This is a genomic window from Mesorhizobium sp. NPDC059054, from assembly GCF_042739215.1.
In the GTDB taxonomy this organism is placed as follows: Bacteria; Pseudomonadota; Alphaproteobacteria; order Rhizobiales; family Rhizobiaceae; genus Mesorhizobium.
The window spans coordinates 816,519-835,010 of record NZ_JBHYHV010000002.1 but is presented as its reverse complement, the minus strand read 5'-3'; the positions used below and the strand labels follow the sequence as shown (position 1 = coordinate 835,010).

Genomic DNA, 18,492 nt, shown 5'->3' with positions numbered 1-18,492 from the left:
GCGTGCTGCCGCTGCGAGGAATTACTCACCCCTCTCCTTCCTCAGTTTCGACCAATACTCCAGCCGTTTCCTGATCTCGCGCTCGAAGCCGCGCTCCGGCGGGTCGTAGAAGGTCTGCCGGCCCATCTTTTCGGGGAAATAGTCCTGGCCTGAAAAGGCGTCCGGCTCGTCATGGTCGTAGCGATAGCCGGCGCCGTAGCTCTCCTCCTTCATCAGCTTGGTCGGCGCGTTCAGGATATGCTTGGGCGGCAGCAGCGACCCATTCTCCTTGGCCGCGCGCGTCGCCGCCTTGAAGGCGTTGTAGACCGCGTTCGACTTCGGCGCGGTGGCGAGGTAGACGCAGGCCTGTGCAAACGCCAGTTCGCCTTCCGGCGAGCCGAGATAGTCGTACGCATCCTTCGCCGCATTGGCGATGACGAGTGCCTGCGGATCGGCCAGGCCGATGTCCTCGACCGCCATGCGGACCAGCCTGCGGCCGAGATAGAGCGGATCCTCACCGGCGTCGAACATCCGCGAGAGATAATAGAGCGCGGCATCCGGATCGGAGCCCCGCACGGATTTGTGCAGCGCCGAGATCAGATTGTAGTGGCCGTCCTGGCCCTTGTCGTAGATCGGCGCGCGACGCTGCACCACGCCTTGCAGGCCGGCAGCATCGAAAACCTCGCCGGACTTGGCGGCACGCCATACCTCCTCGGCCAGGGTCAAGGAGGCGCGGCCGTCGCCGTCGGCCATGCGCATAAGCGCCTCCCTCGCCTCTCCGTCGAGCGGCAGCGGCTTGCCTTCCGTCTCCTCGGCCCGGGCCAGCAGCTTGGCGATGCTGTCTTCGCCGAGCGACTGGAACACCAGGACGCGGGCACGTGACAAAAGAGCTGCGTTCAGTTCGAAGGACGGGTTTTCCGTGGTAGCGCCGACCAGCACGACGGTGCCGTCTTCCATCACCGGCAGGAAGCTGTCCTGCTGGGCACGATTGAAACGATGGATCTCGTCGACGAAGAGCAGGGTCTGGCGCCCGTTGGAGCGGCGCAGGCGCGCGGTTTCGAACACCTTCTTCAGATCCGCCACACCGGAGAAGATCGCCGAAATCTGTTCGAAGGCCAGACTTGTTTCGCCGGCGAGAAGCCTCGCCACTGTCGTCTTTCCGGTGCCGGGTGGTCCCCAGAAGATCATCGAGCCCAGTGAGCCCGACGCGATCATGCGTGAAAGTGCGCCGTCCGATCCGGTCAGGTGCTCCTGACCGACAACCTCGGCAAGTGTCTTCGGCCGCAACCGGTCGGCCAGCGGGCGGCCGGGCGGAGCCTTCTCAACTTCATCGCTTCCGAACAGATCGGCCATGGGGCAACGTCAGGCGTGTTTCCACGCTCCTTGAGCAATTCCAGGAAAAGTATGCAACGGTTCTCCGTCCGGAATTGCGTAAAAGCAAAGAGGTAGAGCGTTTCACGTCTCCGTGAAAAACGGAAACGCTCCAGGTCAAGCCTAATAACGTAGGACTTGCCGCAGTGTCTGCCCACCCCGCTCGACCGTAAAGCGCCACCAGCGCGTGCTTTGCAGTGCAGCCTCTTCCAGGCGCTTGGCGGAATCGATGGTGACGCCGTTCACCTCGCGCACGATGTCGCCCGGCTGGAATCCGAAATCGGACGCTGGCGAAGCGCTTGCGACATCGACGAGAGCCACGCCCTTCGCGTCGCTGCGCAGGCCGAGCCGCTGAGCGAGACGTGGCGAGAGTTCGGCTACCCTGGCGCCCGCGAAGGGACTGCGGCCACGCAGCAATATCTGCGCGGTGGTTAGTCCTTCCGGTGCGCGTTCGAGCGCGATAGCCACCTGCTGTTGCTGCCCCTTGGTGAGAACGCCGAACGTGGCGTTCGCGCCGATCGTCAGTGTTGCCATACGGTAGTCGAGCGCTTCTATGCCTTCAATCACTGCACCATTCAGCGTCTGGACAACGTCGCCGGGCTTCAAGCCGGCCTTCGCGGCAGGGCCACCTTCGGCCACGGAGGAGACCAACGCGCCACCGACCTTTTCCAGACCAAGCGATTCAGCGATCTGCGGCGTTACAGCCTCGAATTCGGCGCCGATATAGGGACGCTCGAAGAAATCACTGCCTGCCTTGGCGGCCTCGGCGAAAGCGCGCACCATGTTGGCGGGAATGGCGAAGCCGATGCCGATCGAACCACCGCTGCGGCTGTAGATGGCGGTGTTGATGCCAACCAGTTGGCCGCCCATGTTGATCAGCGCGCCACCGGAATTGCCGGGATTGATGGCTGCGTCGGTCTGGATGAAATAGCCGGAATCCGAAATGCCGATATGGCTGCGCGCAAGCGCTGAAACGATGCCGGAAGTCGTGGTCTGGCCAACGCCGAACGGATTGCCGATGGCCAGCACAAGATCGCCGACCTCAAGCGCATCGGAATCGCCGATCGGAACCACCGGAAACGGCTTGTCGGCAGAAATCTTCAGGACCGCGAGATCGAGCGTTTCATCCTTCAGCATGACCTTGGAGGTGAATTCGCGCCCGTCCGACGTTGCGACCTTGACCTCATCGGCGTTCTTGATGACGTGAAAATTGGTGACGACGATGCCGCTCGGGTCGACCAGCACGCCGGAACCCAGCGAAGACTGTGCACGCGGCACGGAACGGCCGAAGAATTCCTCGAAGAAGGGATCGCCGTCGAAAGGCGAGCGTACCCGCGCGGTCTGCGAGGCATAGACGTTGACCACCGCGGGCGCTGTCTGCTTGACCAGCGGCGCGAACGAGAGCTGCACCTCCTCTCGGCCGAAGGGCACACGCTTGTCCGGGCCGGCGGTCGGGTTCTCGCCTTCGACGCCGTGCAACAGGTCGGTCAGCACATCGGAAAGGCCGGGCTCGCTCTTGGCCGGCGGCTGCTGCGCATTCTCCTGCGCCAGCGAGCTGGCCGGCCCGAAAGCGAGCGACAGCGCCGCCAAGGCGGAAAACAGAATGAGAGACAGCCTGTTAGGGCGCATACCGAATCCTCCGAACGAGTTGGGCGTCATTTTCGCGATGAATGTGCAAAATGAAAGGCCGGATCGGCATTTCCGATCTTTTGTCGGATTTGCGATCCCGGGTCCTTCGACAGATCATATGCCACGACAACAAAACCCGCCGGCGGCCCTCTGAAAAGGGTTACCCGGCGGGTTTTCTCTATTTTAGCGTTCAGCCGAGATAGGGATAGAGTGGGAAGCGTCCGGTCAGTGACACCACCTTGGCCTTCACAGCGGCCTCGACGGAGGCGTTGCCCTCGTCGGAATTGGCCACTTTCAGACCGTCCAGCACCTCGGCGATCAGTTTGCCGATTTCCCGGAATTCAGCCTGGCCGAAGCCACGCGTCGTGCCGGCCGGCGTGCCGAGACGCACACCCGAGGTGACGAACGGCTTCTCTGGATCGAACGGAATGCCGTTCTTGTTGCAGGTGATGTTGGCACGGCCAAGCGCCGCTTCCGCGCGCTTGCCGGTGGCGTTCTTCGGCCGCAGGTCGACCAGCATGAGATGATTGTCGGTACCGCCCGAAACGATATCCAGCCCAGTTTCCTTCAGGCTCTCCGCCAGCGCCTTGGCATTGGCCACGACGTTCTGCGCATAAACCTTGAAATCCGGCTTCAGCGCTTCGCCAAAGGCCACCGCCTTGGCAGCGATGACATGCATCAGCGGACCACCCTGCAGGCCGGGAAACACCGCCGAATTGATCTTCTTGGCGATATCCTCGTCATTGGTGAGCACCATGCCGCCGCGCGGGCCGCGCAGCGACTTGTGCGTGGTGGTGGTCACCACATGCGCATGCGGCAGCGGGCTCGGGTGCACGCCGCCGGCGACCAGGCCGGCGATATGGGCCATGTCGACCATCAGATACGCACCGATCGAATCGGCGATCTCGCGGAAGCGCTTCCAGTCCCAGACGCGCGAATAGGCGGTGCCGCCAGCCAGGATCAGCTTCGGCTTGTGCTGCTGCGCGAGCTTCTCGATCTCGTCCATATCGAGCAGATGGTCGTCCTTGCGCACGCCGTAGGAGACAACCTTGAACCACTTGCCGCTCATGTTGACGGGCGAGCCGTGGGTGAGATGGCCGCCCGAATTGAGATCGAGACCCATGAAAGTGTCACCCGGCTGCAGCAGCGCCAGGAACACCGCCTGGTTCATCTGGCTGCCGGAATTCGGCTGGACGTTGGCGAACTTGCAGTCGAACAGCTTCTTGGCGCGCTCGATGGCGAGTTCTTCGGCCACGTCGACGAACTGGCAGCCGCCATAGTAGCGCTTGCCCGGATAACCCTCGGCGTATTTGTTGGTCATGATCGAGCCCTGCGCCTCCAGGACGGCGCGCGAGACGATGTTCTCCGAGGCAATCAATTCGATCTCGTGACGCTGGCGACCGAGCTCGTTGCGGATGGAACCGAAGATCTCCGGATCGACCTCCGCAAGCGGTGTTCCAAAGAAGGCTTCGAGAGAGTTCGAAACGGCCGTTGTTGTCGCCATGGACTTGGGATCCTCACAGTCGGAAAAGACATGGCGCCATTAACACAGTTGTCCCGGCCCTGCCACGTTTACGCTGCGAAATCCTCTGGCCGGATCGCGCCGTTTCTTTGAACCGCCAAGCCCGGCAAAACCAGGCGAGTCAGGTACCCTTGGTTCGCTCTTGCCAATCGCACAATCTGATTGCAAAATGCAATCAGATTGGAGAAAGCTATGGCCACGATGATCTTCGGCATGCTGGCGTCACTGGACGGCTACATCACTGGGTCGGAAGGCGGTCCGCAACTGCCAGTGCCGGAAGCGCCACTGCACCGATATTTCAACCGGTTGATGCAGGACACCAAGATCAGTGTCTGCGGCCGCAGGCTCTATCAAGTGATGCGCTACTGGGAAGACGATCAGGCTGATTGGCCTGACGAGGCGCGAGAATTCGCGCCGTTGTGGCGCGCGACACCCAAACTCGTCTGTTCCACGACGCTGCGCGAAGTCGGCCCGAATGCAAGGCTGGTCAGCGAAGATGTCGTCGGAACGCTGAAGCATCTCAAAGATGAGACAGAAGGTATCATCGATGTCGGCGGCGCCGAACTCGCCGCTAGCCTGGAGGGGCTGGGCCTGATCGACGAGTACCATCTCTACATCTACCCGGTGGTGCTCGGCGGCGGCAGGCCGTTTTTCGCCGGCACGACGCCGAAACTCCGGTTCCTCGGGCAGCAAATCCTGCCGCAGGATGTCGTGCTCTTGCGCTATGCTGCGGCTTGATCGGCCCGCAGCCCGCTTGCATCGACACGCAGCCGCGTTTATCTAGGCCAAGCAACCGTCAAGAAGAAAGGAGGGCTGCGTGTTCAGACATGATCAACACCGTCAGCGTGGCCCGATCCAGGCCCTGCAAATGCGTTTGCAGGGCTGACCAAGAGACGATCGCACCTAAGCATCTCTACCTGGTCTGCCCCAAGGGGTAGCGCGACACCGGTTCAATGCCGGCCTGTTCGCCCATCGTTGCAACAACGAGCCAACGCAATCCGGTACGACTGCCTGGCATCGGACATGCCCGGCCACCGGCGAGGCTCGCGACAGACCAGAGAACACCCAATGGCACTGATCAATCTCAAGGCACTCGGCGTCACGCTTGGCGCTCGCCTGTTTTCCAATCTCGACCTCTCCGTGGAGGCCGGTGACCGCATCGGCATCGTCGCCGCCAATGGCAGGGGCAAGTCGACGCTGCTGCGCACCATCGCCGGAACGTTTGAACCCACGGACGGCGACGTCACCAAAGCGCGCGGCCTAACCATCGGCCACGTCGAGCAGGACATGGCGCCGGCGCTGCTCACCCTGCCCTTCCATGAAGCCGTGCGGCAGGCCTTGCCGCCGGAACAAGCGGAAAGCGAAAGCTGGCGCGCCGATGTGGTACTGGAGACCTTCGAGGTACCCGATGAACTGCGCGAGCGTCCGCTCGGCGCCTTGAGCGGTGGCTGGCAGCGGCTCGCCCTATTGGCGCGAGCCTGGGTCAATGACCCCGACGCTTTGCTGCTCGACGAGCCCACCAACCATCTCGACCTCGCCCGTATCCGTTGGCTGGAAGACTGGTTGAACAGCCTGCCGCAGAGCATCCCATTGATCCTGGCCAGCCACGACCGCGCCTTCCTCGACGCCGTCACCAACCGCACGCTGTTCCTGCGCGCTGACCACAGCCAGACCTTTGCCCTGCCCTACTCGAGGGCTCGGGTGGCGCTGGACGAGATCGACGCCTCGCAGGAGCGGCAATATCAGCGTGACATGAAGGCAGCGCAGCAACTTCGCCGGCAGGCAGCCAAATTGAACAACATCGGCATCAATTCCGGCAGCGATCTCCTGGTCATCAAAACCAGGCAGTTGAAGGACCGTGCCGAACGGCTGGAGGATGCTGCCCGCCCGGCCCATCACGAACGCTCCGCCGGGGCCATCCGTCTGGGCAACCGCGGCACCCACGCCCGGCAGCTGGTGACGCTGGATGATGCCGAAGTGAAAACACCCGATGGGACGCTGCTGTTCAGGACCGGCAAGCGCTGGATCTGCCAGGGCGACCGTATCGTACTGCTTGGCCGCAATGGCTCCGGCAAATCACGACTGGTCGGCATGCTGCGTGACGCGATTGCGGGCAGCGATGGCGGCCAGTCCGTTATTCGCGCCACGCCGTCGCTGGCGCTTGGCCATGTCGACCAGGCGCTGGCCGATCTCGGCAATACCGATACGCCCATGGCTGCCATTGGTCGCCGCTTCGAATTCGGTGATCCACGGCTGCGATCATTGCTGGCTGGCGCGGGCATCGGCATCGACATGCAGGAGCGACCGATTGGCAGGCTGTCCGGTGGGCAGAAGGCCAGGCTGGCAATGCTGGTGCTGAGGCTTACCAATCCCAACTTCTATCTGCTCGACGAGCCCACCAACCACCTCGACATCGAAGGCCAGGAGGCGCTGGAGACCGAACTGATGGCGCATGAGACAAGCTGCCTGCTCGTCTCGCACGACCGCAGCTTCGTGCGCACGGTCGGCAATCGCTTCTGGCAGATCGACAATCGCAAGCTGATCGAAGTGGATGGGCCGGAGAATTTCTTTGCAACCGTGTCCGGGGACGAGAACTGAAGCCAGAGCAATTCCAGGAAAAGTGTGTAACGGTTTTCCGTCCGGAATTGCATAAAAACAATGAGTTAGAGTGTTTCCGTGAAAAACGGGAACACTCTAACTTGAGCGGACGCCGTTATTTCCTGGCGCCCGCCTTTTTTGCAGACGGCTTTTTCGAGTTGGTCCGCTTGTTCGCTTGCTGGCGAGCGTTCAGCGCCTGATTGAGCATCACTTCGCCGGCTACCGCGCGCATGGTGGTCTCGTCGATCTTGCGCTCGCGCAGGAGTCCTCGCAGGGCGGCCTGCTCGGCGGTGAAAGCAGCATCCAGCATCGACTGCAAGGCCGGCTGTATGTCCTTCACGGTCGTATCCTCCTCCTCTCCTGCAACGATGCGTTGTCGATAGGCTGGGATGAGTTGCTGCGCGGCGGCCAAACGCGCTTCATAGAGTGCGGGGGTCGCGCGTGCCTCGTCCACCATCTGTTCGATGCGTGCAATCGCCGCCTCGGCCGCGACCTGTCGCGCCATCCTTTCCTCGATGGCGCTCTCCTCGTCCTCGTCTAGAGGGATGCCACGCGCCACGATCGGCAGCGTCACGCTGGCCAGCACCAGCGAGCAGATGATGACGCCGGCAGCGATGAAAATGACCAGGTCGCGCGCCGGAAATGGTGGACCATTCTCGGAGATGACAAGCGGAAGCGAAAGAATACCGGCAAGGGTGATTGCGCCACGTACTCCGGCCAATGTCATGACCAGCTTCAACCGCGTGGTTAGCCTGAATGTCTTGCGGCCGCGCCAGCGTTCGACGATACCCCGCACCGTCGACCCGAAGACAATCCAGGCGAAGCGGATGGCAAGCAGGATAAGCGTCAGCGTCATCACCGCCAGCACCGGCTCCCAGACCGTGCCGTAGAGCGACAGTTCCGGCGGAACGTTGCGGATGATGGTCGGCAATTGCAGGCCAAGCAGCAGGAAGATCACGCCATTGAAGGTAAACGACAGCATCTCGATCAGCGCCATGTTCTGCATGCGCGCCGGAAACGACAGTGAGCCGAACAAGCCGGCGCGAGCGATAAAGAGACCGGCAGTCACTGCCGCCAGGATGCCGGAAAGATGGAATTTTTCGGCCAGCAGATAGGCTGCGAAAGGCAGCAGGATCAAAATGACCACCTCCACCTCAGGTCGAACGTCGCCGATCTTGGCGACGATACGCAGCACCTTGGCCGTCGCCCACAGTGTCGCAAAACCGGCCAGAGCACCGCCAGCTGCGACCAGCACGAATGTCAGGGCCGTTTCGCCGAGTGAGAACTGGCCGGTGAGCGCGGCAGCGACCGCGAACCGCAACACGACAAGGCCGGAGGCATCGTTGAGCAGCGACTCGCCTTCCAGGATGTGGCGCACGCGTGCCGGAACCAGATCGCGCCCGACAATGGACGAAACCGCGACCGCATCGGTCGGCGAGAGCACGGCGGCAAGCGCGAAAGCGACAGGCAGCGGCACCTGCGGCAGCAGCCAGTTCAGCGCATAGCCGAAGACCACGACGGTGAAGAAGACGAGACCGAAAGCCAGGCCGAAGATGCGCGGCGCAAGCTCGGCGAATTCGCGCTTCGGCAGCATGATGCCGTCGATGAACAGCAGCGGCGGTACGAATACCAGAAGAAACAGCTCCGGCTCGAGCTCAACCCGCAATCCGTCGATCGGCCATGCCAGCAGAACACCCAGCCCGATCTGGATGATCGGCAAAGGCAATGGCAGGAAGCGCACCAGCACGCCGGATGCGGCAACCAGCACCAGAAGCAACAGGATCAGGGTCGCGACGGCCAAGCATTTCTCCAACAGTGACCGGTCCGACCTAGACCGTTTGGCATGACGAGGAAAGCGCAAGGAACAACGGCACCGACTTTTCTCATCTTTCGGCAAAAGGCTTGAAGCCCGTTTCCTTTTTCTGCCCAATGGCTTGAACCTGCATGATGATTCAAGTTCTCAACTCGAGCAGCCAATCCGCTCTAGGCCTCGCCCCTCCGAAAAGTGCGGACATGATCCACGAGCGCCCGCAGCTTCAACGGCTGGCGATGACGCCTTGGGAAATAGAGATAGAAACCGGCGAAGGGCGGGCAATAGTCTCCCAGAAGCGGCTCCAACTCGCCGCGTGCAAAATAGGGTTCGAAGGTCTCCACCATGCCGAAAGTGATACCCGCGCCGGCACAAGCCATGCGGATCATCATGCCCATCTCGTTGGTGGTCATCACCGGCTCGACCGCCAATTCGAAATCACGGCCGTTTTCGGTGAATTCCCAGCGATATGGTGCCGCGTCCGGCCGCGGTCGCCAGCCTATGCAGACGTGATCCGCCAGATCGCGCGGATGAAGCGGCCGGTCGTGCCGGGAGAGATAGCCGGGCGAAGCGACAGCACATTGCCGCTGTTCCGCTGAAACCGGCACCGCGACCATATCCTGTTCGATCACCTCGCCCAACCTGACACCGGCGTCGTAACCCTCGGCGACGATATCGAATTCAGCGTCTGTGATGGTGATATCCAGCCTCACCTGCGGGTGGGCCGCGAGGAAACCGGCAAGCGACGGCCCGGAAATGAAACGTTCGGCAATCGAGGACACGGCAACCTTCAGCAGGCCGGAGGGACGCATCTGCGTCTCGCGAACCGCCTGCACGGCCTCGGTTATGTCCTGCGCTGACGGCCTGACCATGTCGTAGAACATCTCCCCCGCCTCCGTCAGGCTGACGCTGCGGGTGGTCCGCTGCACCAGTGCGGTGCCGATCCGATCCTCGAGTCGTTGCAATGCCTGGCTCACGGCCGAGCGGGTGACGCCAAGGCGCTCTCCCGCGAGGCGGAAATTGCGCGCTTCCGCCACGGCCAGGAACACCGAAATGCCTTCGAAATCATCCGCCATTGGTTAGTGTTGCTAACCAAGCCATTTACGATTGGCAAGTCGATCATCCCAATCGACCATCCTATGTTCTCCGTACCAGCCAGGGCGTGAGCAGCATCACATGACATGAGGCTGACCGGAGATCGAACAATGACGGTACACGGCAAAGGACATGTCTTGGCCTGCCTGATCCTGGAGGCTTTTTCGGCGCCGCCGGCACAGGCATCCGAAAGCACCGTCAACTCAAGCAACCAAGTCGAGGAACGACAGATGACACAACATCCCTATGTCGGCATGTGGGTGACCGATGATGGCCGGGTCCGCCACGAACTGCTGCCCGACGGGCGCTATGACGAAGCACGCGGCAACAGGCAAAGCGCCTATCAGGGCCGCTACGAAGTGACCGGCACCCACATCGAATACTGGGACGATACCGGTTTCACCGCCGACGGCGATTTCGTCGACGAAGACACCCTTCATCACGGCGGCATGATTCTGCGCCGCCAATGAACGCCTGGGAGACAACCGGCTCTCGGCGGAAAGGAACTCACCATGACGACGACCAACCCCGTGTGGTTCATTACCGGAGCATCCTCCGGGCTCGGCAAGGCGCTCGCCGAAGCCGTGCTGGAACGCGGCTGGCGCGCCGCGATAACCGCCCGTAATCCCGATGCTTTAACCGCTTTGGCATCCAGGCACGATGAACGCGCACTCGCCTTGCAACTCGACGTCACCGACAAGGCTTCAATCGAGCGGGCCGTTTCAGCGGCAGAGGCAAAATTCGGTGTGATCGACGTACTGGTCAACAATGCAGGCTACGGCTATCTAGCCGCTATAGAGGAAGGCGCTGATCGCGAAATCCGCGACCAGTTCGAAACGAACGTCTTCGGCCTTGTCTCTGTCACGAAGCGCATCCTGCCAGGCATGCGCAACCGCCGTCGGGGACATATCTTCAACGTCTCATCGCTCGGCGGTCTCGTGGCCTTCGCCGCGACTGGCTACTACCACGCCTCGAAATTCGCCGTCGAAGCGCTTTCGGAATCGCTTTCGCATGAGGTCAAGCCGCTCGGTATCAGTGTGACCATCCTCGAACCCGCCGCGTTCCGCACCGACTGGGCTGGCCGCTCGATGGTCGAATCCGAGACGATCATCGACGACTATGCGGAGACGGCTGGGAAGCGCCGTGAAGCGACCCGCGCCGTGTCAGGCAGGCAGCCCGGCGACCCGGCGCGCGCGGCCACGGCGATCATCTCGGCATTCGAAACAAGCGAACCGCCCTTGCGGCTCTTGCTCGGCGCCGCCGCCCTGAAGATCGCCCGACAGCGGCTCGATGTGCTGCGGGAGAATTTCGACGCCTGGGCCGAAACGACGCTCAGCGCCGATTTCCCGGATTAATCCGCTCGTCACCCACAACTGGATATGCGCCGGGCTGACGCGAGGCGAGAGACCCGCTACTCGCCCGGCACCGGCGCCAGATCGCCGCCAAAAGCACCACCCTTTTCATCGCGCTGTTCACGTTGGGGCCTCGCACGCGCGATGACCGCCCGGCGGTTGACAGACTTGCGCTCGGCATCGATGCGCTTGATCAACAGATCGGCGCGCTCGACGCTGCCCAGCAGTGCCAGCAACGCGCCACGTTCGCCGGGAGCGATCCCTGTGCCCGCGGTCAAGATCTGCCCACGAAGCTGCTCGACCTCGGGGAAGCTGACATGGCCGGCCGGCATTTGCGGCGCCTTCACGCCGAAGTCGGGCAGGATCTCGCGAAGGTCGAAATCCAGTTTGTCGAGCGCGGTGTCGACGATCACCTTGCCTTGCTGGCCGAAGGTCTCGCGACGGACCCGGCGCGCCACCTGATGAAGCTGCTCGGCGAGCGCCGCGGTGAAGTCCGCCTCTTCGATCAGGCTGGCGACAAGGTCGAGTTGGTCCATCGGCATGTCGGACGACAGCAGTGCGGCCGAATAGGAGCGGATATCGCGCGACAGGATATCGGTCGCCAGATAGTGCTCGCCCGGATCGTTCGGCGCGCTCGCCCTGGAGCGGGCAATGTCGAGGAACAGAGCCCCTGCCTTGAGGTGACGCATCGTCTCCTGCTCCACCGCGGGTACTGCCTGGCCGAGATCGGTCGAGAAACGGCGATCGAGGTATTTCGGCACCGAGAAATCTTCAACGTCATCGGCTTCTGTGTGACCGATGCGGGACAGAACACGTTCGAACACGCCAACAAATGGAAACAGCAGGACCGTGTTGAAAACGTTGAAGAAGGTCGAATAGAGGCCGACCGCAACGGGAACCAGCGGGAACGTGTCCTTGCCGTCCACCACCACTGGCACGCTCGGATCGCCGCCGAACCATTGCATGGCCCAGCGCAGCACCTCGATCGAGACGAAAAACAGCGGGACGGTGACGAAAACCCCGATCACATTGAACGACATATGCGCGTAGGCCGCGCGCTTGGCGTTCTTGGAGAGGTTGAGCGAGGCCATCCACGAAGTGATCGTCGTGCCGAGATCGGCACCAAGCGAAAAAGCGACGGCGGTGGTCCAGTCGAGCACACCGGCCGCACCCAGGCCCATGACAATGCCAATGGTGGCCGACGACGAATGGATCATTGCTGTGACGCCGGCGGCAATCAGGACACATTTCAGCAGATTGAAGTAGGAATCCGCCCTCAGCGTCTGCAGCAGTTCCATCACTTCAGGCATGTTGCGCAGTGGACGCAAACCGCCAGTCATCAGGTTGAGCCCGTAGAAGATCAGCGCGAAGCCCATGCAAGCAAGCGCGATGTTGCGCACCTTCTCGCTCTTCGCGAAGCAATAGATGAGCGCGAAGATACCCCCCAATATCAGCCCGAGCGGCCCCAGCGGCAGCGCGATCAGACCATTGCCCAGCGTGGTGCCGATGTTGGCGCCCATGATCACGCTGATGGCGGGCCTTAGCGCCACCACGCCGGCATTGACAAGGCCGACGACCATTACGGTCATCGCCGTCGAAGATTGGATCACACCGGTGATGAGGGTGCCGGCAAGCACGCCTTTAATCGGCGTGCCGGCCGCCTTGGCCAGGAAATCCCGCATCTTGTTGACGGAAAGTGCCTGAATGCCGTTGGCCATGAATTCCAGGCCGAGCATGAAGATGCCCAGACCGCCGATGACGGGAACGAGGATGTCCTTGAAGATGTCGGCCTGCATGTCGGTGTGCCTTCCTGTGTGGACAATGCCGGCGCCTGGGGGGCGCTCTAGTTGTTCAGGTTCGTGAGGGTCTGCGACCAATAGCGGTCGACCTGGTCGGCGAGTTCGGGCGACACTGGGATGTAACCCAGTGCACGCGCGTCGCCGGCGCCCGCCGAGTAAGCCAGCCGGAAAAGGTCAAGCACGCGCTTGGTCCGCTCCATACCGCGATCCTTCGGTACCACCGCATAGGTGATGGCGGCCATCGGGTAGGCAGCGGCGCCCGGCATGTTGGTCGTATCGGCAAAGAAATGCCGGGAAGGATTCCATGCGACGCTCGACAGCCCAGCGGCAAAACTTTCGGCAGTAGGAGCAACAAACGCCCCTGTCTCATTCCGCAACTGCACAGCTGGCAAGCCGGCGCGCGCCACCTGACCATATTCGACATAGGTGATGCTATCGGCCGTTGTCCCAGCCAGGGCGACCAGACTGCCGGTACCTTCAGCGCCCTGCCCGACGGCCCAATTGATCAGCGTTGCCGCACCGAATTTCTCACGCCATTCGGAACTGGTCTTCGATAGATAGCTGGTAAAGACGAATGTCGAGCCGGAACCATCCTGGCGCCGCAGCACCTTGATGACGCGGTCCGGTAGCTGGATGTCCGGATTGAGCGTGGCGATCGCCGGGTCGGACCAGCTTTTGACTTTGCCGGAGAAGATGCCCGCCAGCGTTGGACCGTCCAGCCGCAACTTGCCAGGCTCGACACCAACGACATTGGCGACCACGGCGATACCGCCCATGACGATCGGAAACTGCGCCACATTGCGCCTGGCAACTTCCTCCGGCGAAAGTGGCGCGTCGGTTGCGGCAAAATCCATATCCGGTTGCGAAAGTCGCATGACGCCGGCCAGCGAGCCGATCGGCTCGTAGTCGACGGTCCAGTCGAGGGTAAAATAGTCACCCCCATCTGTCCTTGCATCCTTGTAGGCCCGCCCCCAGGCCGAGATCACCGGCGCAGCGAAAGTCGATCCCGCGCCGCGAATTGGTTCGGCGGCCGCTGGCAACGCCAACAAGATCGCCAGGCAAAATGCCCATACCCCTGAAAAATGTCTCACGAGCGTCCCCTGCGTCCGTGAGAAAACGCTAATGGGCGCTCATAACGCTAAGATGACAGGCGTGCGAAACTTTACCGAGGCGCATCCGACAAAACCTAGCGCGTCGCGGATCGCGGCTATTCCTCCACCGTTGCCGCGTTCGCAACACTGCCGCGCACCAGGAGGGCAACAACGGTTGCGGCAAGGATCAACATCCCCGCCACCGCAAATGTCACGCGCATCCCTGTCGCAACGGTCTCGGGATGCGCAGTCGACCCATCCACGGTGCCTGAGACGAAGGCAAACAAGGCGCCCATGACAGATGCGCCGGTGATCAGTCCGAGATTGCGCGGCAGGCTCAGCATGCCCGAAACGACGCCGCGCCGATCCGGGCTGACGTCCATCATGACGGCCGTGTTGTTGGCAGCCTGGAACAGCTGATAACCGGGCGTCAGGATGGCAATGCCTACGACATAGCCGGCGACACCGAAAGACGTCGGAACCACGACGAGGACAAACGCGCCGGCAGTCATCAAGGCCAGCCCGATGATGACCACAAGCGAAGCACTGAGCCAGTCGACGATGCGGCCGGCCGGAATGCCTGTCAGAGCGGAGATCACCGGGCCAACCGACATCGCCATACCGACGAGGGCCGCATTCAGCCCGAGTGCGCGGGCAAGGTAGAAAGGCCCGACGACGAAGGTGACCATCATGACGGTGGAAACCAGCGCGTTCATCACCAGGCTGCCGCTCAAGGAGGCATCGCGGAATGCCGAAAGCTGGATCAACGGCGAAGCCACCCTTGCTTCGACCATGACGAACAGCCCAACACCGAGAACGGCCACAACGAGCAACGCCACATTCGGCCACCCCATATGCGCACCACCGACAGTCGTGGCGAGCGCATAGGCAGCGAGCGTGAGGCCAAGCAACAGCGTGCCGAGACTGTCAAAGCCACCGCCCTTTCCAGTCGGCTTGCCGGCGGGCAGGAAGCGAGAGGCAAGAAGAAGGTTCAGCACACCGAGCGGCACCATCACCAGGAAGATCGCCCGCCAGCTTGCCGCAGTCAGCAGAACACCACCCAGCGAGGGCCCAAGTGCGGTGCCGATTGCCGACATGGTGCCGAGCAAGCCCATCGCGCTTCCCGTTCTGTCCTTGGCGACCGTATCGCGCACGAATGCGATGCTGAGTGCCATCAAAACCGCGGCGCCTAACCCCTGCAAAGCGCGCGCTGCGATCAGCAACCAGAGCGAAGAGACGGCACCACACAGCCCCGAGGCCAGTGCGAACAGCGAAATGCCACCAATCAGCATGCGCCGATGACCAATCAGATCGCCAAGCCGCCCTGCAGTAACGATCGTGATCGTGACGGTCAGCAAATAAGCCAGCACAACCCATTGCACGCGCTGGAAAGACGTGTCGAAGGCTTCCGCCAGCGATGGCAGTGCAACATTGGCGATGCTGATACCCAGCGAGGAAAGCAGCATCGATAGCGCCAGGCTGATCAGCGCCCAGCGTCCGCTGTCGTCAAAAGCCTGTCCTGTTTTTGCACCACGTTCGACAGCATTCGATTGCATGATGTCCTCTGCCTTCGCCGGATCTGAAACCAAGGCAAGACAGGTAGCGCCGCACGTAGCATGGCGGAAGACGCATCATTTGCACTGTATTCATGCATACAACGCCTCATCAAAACGAAGGAGATGCGTTATGATCAGCCCATGTCGCATCCGGACCTCAACCTCCTGGTCACCCTTGATGTGCTGCTTACCGAAGGCAGTGTCGCTCGCGCCGCCAAGAGACTGCGGCTCAGCGCCTCCGCGATGAGCCGCGCCCTGGCACGGCTGCGCGAAACGACAGGCGACCCGCTCCTGGTTCGAGCCGGACGCGGTCTTGTCCCCACACCACGTGCGCTTGAACTGCGTGAACGCGTCGGCAGTATCGTCGAAGATGCCGAAGCTATGCTGCGTCCCGCCGAAAAGCTGGACCTCACAAGGCTCACGCGGACATTTACGATGAGGAACTCCGACGGCTTTGTCGAAAACTTCGGCCCAGCCTTGCTTGCACGCATTGCCCGGGAGGCACCCGGTGTGCGGATGCGCTTCGTGCCGAAGCCGGACAAGGACAGCACACCGCTACGCGACGGCAGCGTGGATCTGGAAACCGGTGTGATCGGAACCACTACCGGACCAGAAATCCGGGCGCAGACACTCTTTCGCGATCGTTTTGTCGGTGTTGTGCGGGTTGGGCATCCTTTATGCGAGGGTGTCGTCACGCCCGAACGCTACGCTGCTGGTCAACATGTTCTCGTTTCGCGCCGCAATCTCGAAAAGGGGCCGATCGACGATGCGCTGGAAATGCTGGGATTGCAGCGGGAAATCGCCACGACTGTCAGCGGCTTTCTGGAAGCACTCGTCTTCGCGCGGGCGGCGGGTTTGATTGCCAGCGTTCCCGAGCGTTACACCGGCCATCTGAGAGATGGTATGTACCGCTTCGCGCTGCCTTTCGCCCTGCCGGAAATCACCATTTCTCTTTTGTGGCATCCGCGGCTCGACGCCGATCCGGCGCATCGCTGGCTGCGCGGTTGCGTGCGCGACGTTTGCACCGGAAACAACAAAGCCACCGGCGTTGCCGCCGATGGCCATGATGAAATCTGATCGGCTCTTCTTAGAGCGACGAGGTAATCTGCAACTCATCGACGCCGTCGCGACGATAGATGTCGTCGCGGAACTGCACGACACCAGTACCCGTCGACCAGGCCGAGACGTAGGTGAAGTAGACCGGAACCGGATTCGTGACGGCAACCGGGGTGCTGTTACCCGTCTTGATGGTCTCTTCGAAATGCTGGCGGCTCCAGCCCGGCGTATCGCGCAGGATCCAGGTGACGAGGTCGCGCACATTCTGAACGCGCACGCAGCCCGATGAATCAAAACGCATCAGCTTGCCGAACAGGCTCTGCTGCGGCGTATCGTGCATGTAGACGCCGTCCGGGCTCGGGAAGTTTATCTTGACTGACGCCATGGCGTTGCCCGTGCCCGGATCCTGCCGGAAGCGATACTTGACGGCGTCTTCCGTCGACCAGTCCACGGTGGTCGGATCGACCTCTGTGCCGTCCGGCGCGAGCAGGCGGATGTGGCTGTCCTTGAGGTAATCCGGGTTCTTACGCATCAGTGGAATGATGTCCTTGCGGACGATCGACACTGGCGCGTTCCAATAGGGATTGACGATGATCTCGTTGATCTTCGAATTGACGATCGGCGTCTGGCGGTCGATCTTGCCGACAATTGCCGTGTGACGCAGCACGACGCGGTCTCCCTCCACCGCCTCGATCTGTGCGGCCGGGATGTTGACCATCACATAGCGGTTGCCGAGGAAACCGCCCATGGCGCGCAGGCGCACCAGATTGGTTTCGAGCTGACCGAGACGGACCTGCGCCGAAATATTCATCGCGGCAAAGGTGTATTTGCCGGTGACGCCGTCAGCCGGCAGCCCATGACGGGTCTGGAAACGCTTCAATGCCGCATCGACATAGGAATCGAAGGATTCCGACAGACCGGCGCTCTGCGACAGGTCGCCGGATACCATCAACCGCTTGCGCAGCGGCACGACATCGGCATCGGAAACACCGAGCTTCAGCTTCTTGGTTGCCGGCACTTCAGGCCACCCACCCTGAGCCACGATCTCACGGTACTGGGCGATAGCCTGCTCGGTGTAGCTAACAGTCTGCGGGCTGAAGATCGGCAGCGTCGAGGCGACCTTGCCACTTTGGGTGGCGCGCGCATCGAAGGTGTCGTCCCAATTGCCCTGCCCTGCCGCCTTCAGGATACCGTCAACGGCGTCCTGGGCGCTGGCGGCACCGGCGGCAAAAGCCACGGCGAGCGCGGAAGCTCCGGTGAGAAACAGGCGGCGGCTGGTGTTCATGAGCGTTCCAGACTTGTTCAACAATTCGACGATCGGCCATTGGGCCTGGTTAGCGGCCCGCACTCTATGGTTGCCATCCTTAACATTTAGCCAACCATATCTCGCATCTCGCTGCCGGAAAACGCACATTCGCGAGAGCAGACCAGTCAGCCAAACCCGACTGCACCGTCCGATTTCTCGCTTTCACCGGAATATGGCGGCAATTGGGCGTGAAGCCCGCGCTTTAGACCTATGTTGCACGAAAGAATGGGCCAGTGCCTTTTCGGCACCGGCCCAGTCCGGAGATTTTTGGTCTCCTCCTCCCCGCTCTTTGGCGTGGTATTGAACTGCGCCGCCGAAGCGCCGCGCA

At 61.8% G+C, this 18,492-nt stretch carries 14 protein-coding genes; 5 read left to right on the top strand and 9 right to left on the bottom strand.

All coding sequences use genetic code 11. The features are described from left to right. Positions 1 to 21: 21 nt before the first annotated feature. The 3 genes from ACFWXH_RS11725 to glyA form a co-directional block, all read right to left on the bottom strand. Entirely contained in the window at positions 22 to 1,332 is a 1,311-nt protein-coding gene (locus ACFWXH_RS11725; RefSeq protein ID WP_379120310.1) for a replication-associated recombination protein A, read from the bottom strand. Between the two features lie 141 nt (positions 1,333 to 1,473). Beyond that, complete coding sequence (locus ACFWXH_RS11720; protein WP_379120308.1) at positions 1,474 to 2,979, bottom strand: DegQ family serine endoprotease; 1,506 nt, start codon at positions 2,977 to 2,979, stop codon at positions 1,474 to 1,476. Between the two features lie 190 nt (positions 2,980 to 3,169). After that, positions 3,170 to 4,483 (bottom strand): serine hydroxymethyltransferase, encoded by a 1,314-nt coding sequence (gene glyA / locus ACFWXH_RS11715; protein WP_054311157.1) that lies wholly within the window; start codon positions 4,481 to 4,483, stop codon positions 3,170 to 3,172. A 210-nt stretch (positions 4,484 to 4,693) separates the two neighbouring features. Here glyA and ACFWXH_RS11710 point away from each other — a divergent pair, with 210 nt between their 5' ends. Together ACFWXH_RS11710 and ACFWXH_RS11705 are read left to right on the top strand one after the other, a co-directional pair. Beyond that, the gene (locus ACFWXH_RS11710; RefSeq protein ID WP_379120306.1) at positions 4,694 to 5,239 is read left to right on the top strand and encodes a dihydrofolate reductase family protein; all 546 of its coding nucleotides are present in this window, start codon (positions 4,694 to 4,696) and stop codon (positions 5,237 to 5,239) included. Positions 5,240 to 5,569: 330 nt separating this feature from the next. After that, positions 5,570 to 7,099: an ABC-F family ATP-binding cassette domain-containing protein gene (locus tag ACFWXH_RS11705; RefSeq protein WP_379120304.1), complete on the top strand. Its 1,530-nt coding sequence runs from the start codon at positions 5,570 to 5,572 to the stop codon at positions 7,097 to 7,099. A 115-nt stretch (positions 7,100 to 7,214) separates the two neighbouring features. Here ACFWXH_RS11705 and ACFWXH_RS11700 read toward each other — a convergent pair whose 3' ends face one another. Beyond that, a complete protein-coding gene (locus ACFWXH_RS11700; RefSeq protein WP_379120302.1) occupies positions 7,215 to 8,900 on the bottom strand; it encodes a Na+/H+ antiporter in 1,686 nt (561 codons plus the stop codon). Positions 8,901 to 9,082: 182 nt separating this feature from the next. Beyond that, entirely contained in the window at positions 9,083 to 9,985 is a 903-nt protein-coding gene (locus ACFWXH_RS11695) for a LysR family transcriptional regulator (RefSeq protein WP_379120300.1), read from the bottom strand. A gap of 129 nt (positions 9,986 to 10,114) precedes the next feature. Between ACFWXH_RS11695 and ACFWXH_RS11690 the strand changes: the two genes are divergently transcribed. Next, positions 10,115 to 10,474: an Atu4866 domain-containing protein gene (locus tag ACFWXH_RS11690; RefSeq protein ID WP_379120298.1), complete on the top strand. Its 360-nt coding sequence runs from the start codon at positions 10,115 to 10,117 to the stop codon at positions 10,472 to 10,474. Positions 10,475 to 10,516: 42 nt separating this feature from the next. Continuing rightward, on the top strand, positions 10,517 to 11,359 hold the full coding sequence (locus ACFWXH_RS11685; RefSeq protein WP_379120296.1) for an oxidoreductase: 843 nt from the start codon (positions 10,517 to 10,519) through the stop codon (positions 11,357 to 11,359). A gap of 56 nt (positions 11,360 to 11,415) precedes the next feature. Here the strand turns inward: ACFWXH_RS11685 and ACFWXH_RS11680 are convergent, their stop codons facing one another. The 3 genes from ACFWXH_RS11680 to ACFWXH_RS11670 form a co-directional block, all read right to left on the bottom strand. Further along, positions 11,416 to 13,152 carry a Na/Pi cotransporter family protein gene (locus ACFWXH_RS11680; RefSeq protein ID WP_379120294.1) on the bottom strand — a complete coding sequence of 579 codons (1,737 nt, stop codon included), beginning with the start codon at positions 13,150 to 13,152 and terminating at the stop codon, positions 11,416 to 11,418. A gap of 47 nt (positions 13,153 to 13,199) precedes the next feature. Beyond that, a complete protein-coding gene (gene pstS, locus ACFWXH_RS11675; RefSeq protein ID WP_379120292.1) occupies positions 13,200 to 14,201 on the bottom strand; it encodes a phosphate ABC transporter substrate-binding protein PstS in 1,002 nt (333 codons plus the stop codon). Between the two features lie 161 nt (positions 14,202 to 14,362). After that, positions 14,363 to 15,802 (bottom strand): MFS transporter, encoded by a 1,440-nt coding sequence (locus ACFWXH_RS11670; RefSeq protein ID WP_379120290.1) that lies wholly within the window; start codon positions 15,800 to 15,802, stop codon positions 14,363 to 14,365. A 141-nt stretch (positions 15,803 to 15,943) separates the two neighbouring features. On the opposite strand from ACFWXH_RS11670, the gene ACFWXH_RS11665 reads away from it, so the two are divergent. Next, a complete protein-coding gene (locus ACFWXH_RS11665) occupies positions 15,944 to 16,879 on the top strand; it encodes a LysR family transcriptional regulator (RefSeq protein WP_379120928.1) in 936 nt (311 codons plus the stop codon). A 10-nt stretch (positions 16,880 to 16,889) separates the two neighbouring features. Here the strand turns inward: ACFWXH_RS11665 and ACFWXH_RS11660 are convergent, their stop codons facing one another. After that, positions 16,890 to 18,143: a murein L,D-transpeptidase gene (locus ACFWXH_RS11660; RefSeq protein ID WP_379120288.1), complete on the bottom strand. Its 1,254-nt coding sequence runs from the start codon at positions 18,141 to 18,143 to the stop codon at positions 16,890 to 16,892. Positions 18,144 to 18,492 lie beyond the last annotated feature (349 nt).

Coding starts and splice junctions, on each gene's coding strand:
- ACFWXH_RS11685 (WP_379120296.1), top strand. CDS start 10,517: ATGACGACGACCAACCCCGTGTGGTTCATTACCGGAGCATCCTCCGGG.
- ACFWXH_RS11725 (WP_379120310.1), bottom strand. CDS start 1,332: ATGGCCGATCTGTTCGGAAGCGATGAAGTTGAGAAGGCTCCGCCCGGC.
- ACFWXH_RS11660 (WP_379120288.1), bottom strand. CDS start 18,143: ATGAACACCAGCCGCCGCCTGTTTCTCACCGGAGCTTCCGCGCTCGCC.
- ACFWXH_RS11665 (WP_379120928.1), top strand. CDS start 15,944: ATGTCGCATCCGGACCTCAACCTCCTGGTCACCCTTGATGTGCTGCTT.
- ACFWXH_RS11670 (WP_379120290.1), bottom strand. CDS start 15,802: ATGCAATCGAATGCTGTCGAACGTGGTGCAAAAACAGGACAGGCTTTT.
- glyA (WP_054311157.1), bottom strand. CDS start 4,483: ATGGCGACAACAACGGCCGTTTCGAACTCTCTCGAAGCCTTCTTTGGA.
- ACFWXH_RS11720 (WP_379120308.1), bottom strand. CDS start 2,979: ATGCGCCCTAACAGGCTGTCTCTCATTCTGTTTTCCGCCTTGGCGGCG.
- ACFWXH_RS11680 (WP_379120294.1), bottom strand. CDS start 13,152: ATGCAGGCCGACATCTTCAAGGACATCCTCGTTCCCGTCATCGGCGGT.
- ACFWXH_RS11705 (WP_379120304.1), top strand. CDS start 5,570: ATGGCACTGATCAATCTCAAGGCACTCGGCGTCACGCTTGGCGCTCGC.
- ACFWXH_RS11710 (WP_379120306.1), top strand. CDS start 4,694: ATGGCCACGATGATCTTCGGCATGCTGGCGTCACTGGACGGCTACATC.
- ACFWXH_RS11695 (WP_379120300.1), bottom strand. CDS start 9,985: ATGGCGGATGATTTCGAAGGCATTTCGGTGTTCCTGGCCGTGGCGGAA.
- ACFWXH_RS11690 (WP_379120298.1), top strand. CDS start 10,115: ATGACGGTACACGGCAAAGGACATGTCTTGGCCTGCCTGATCCTGGAG.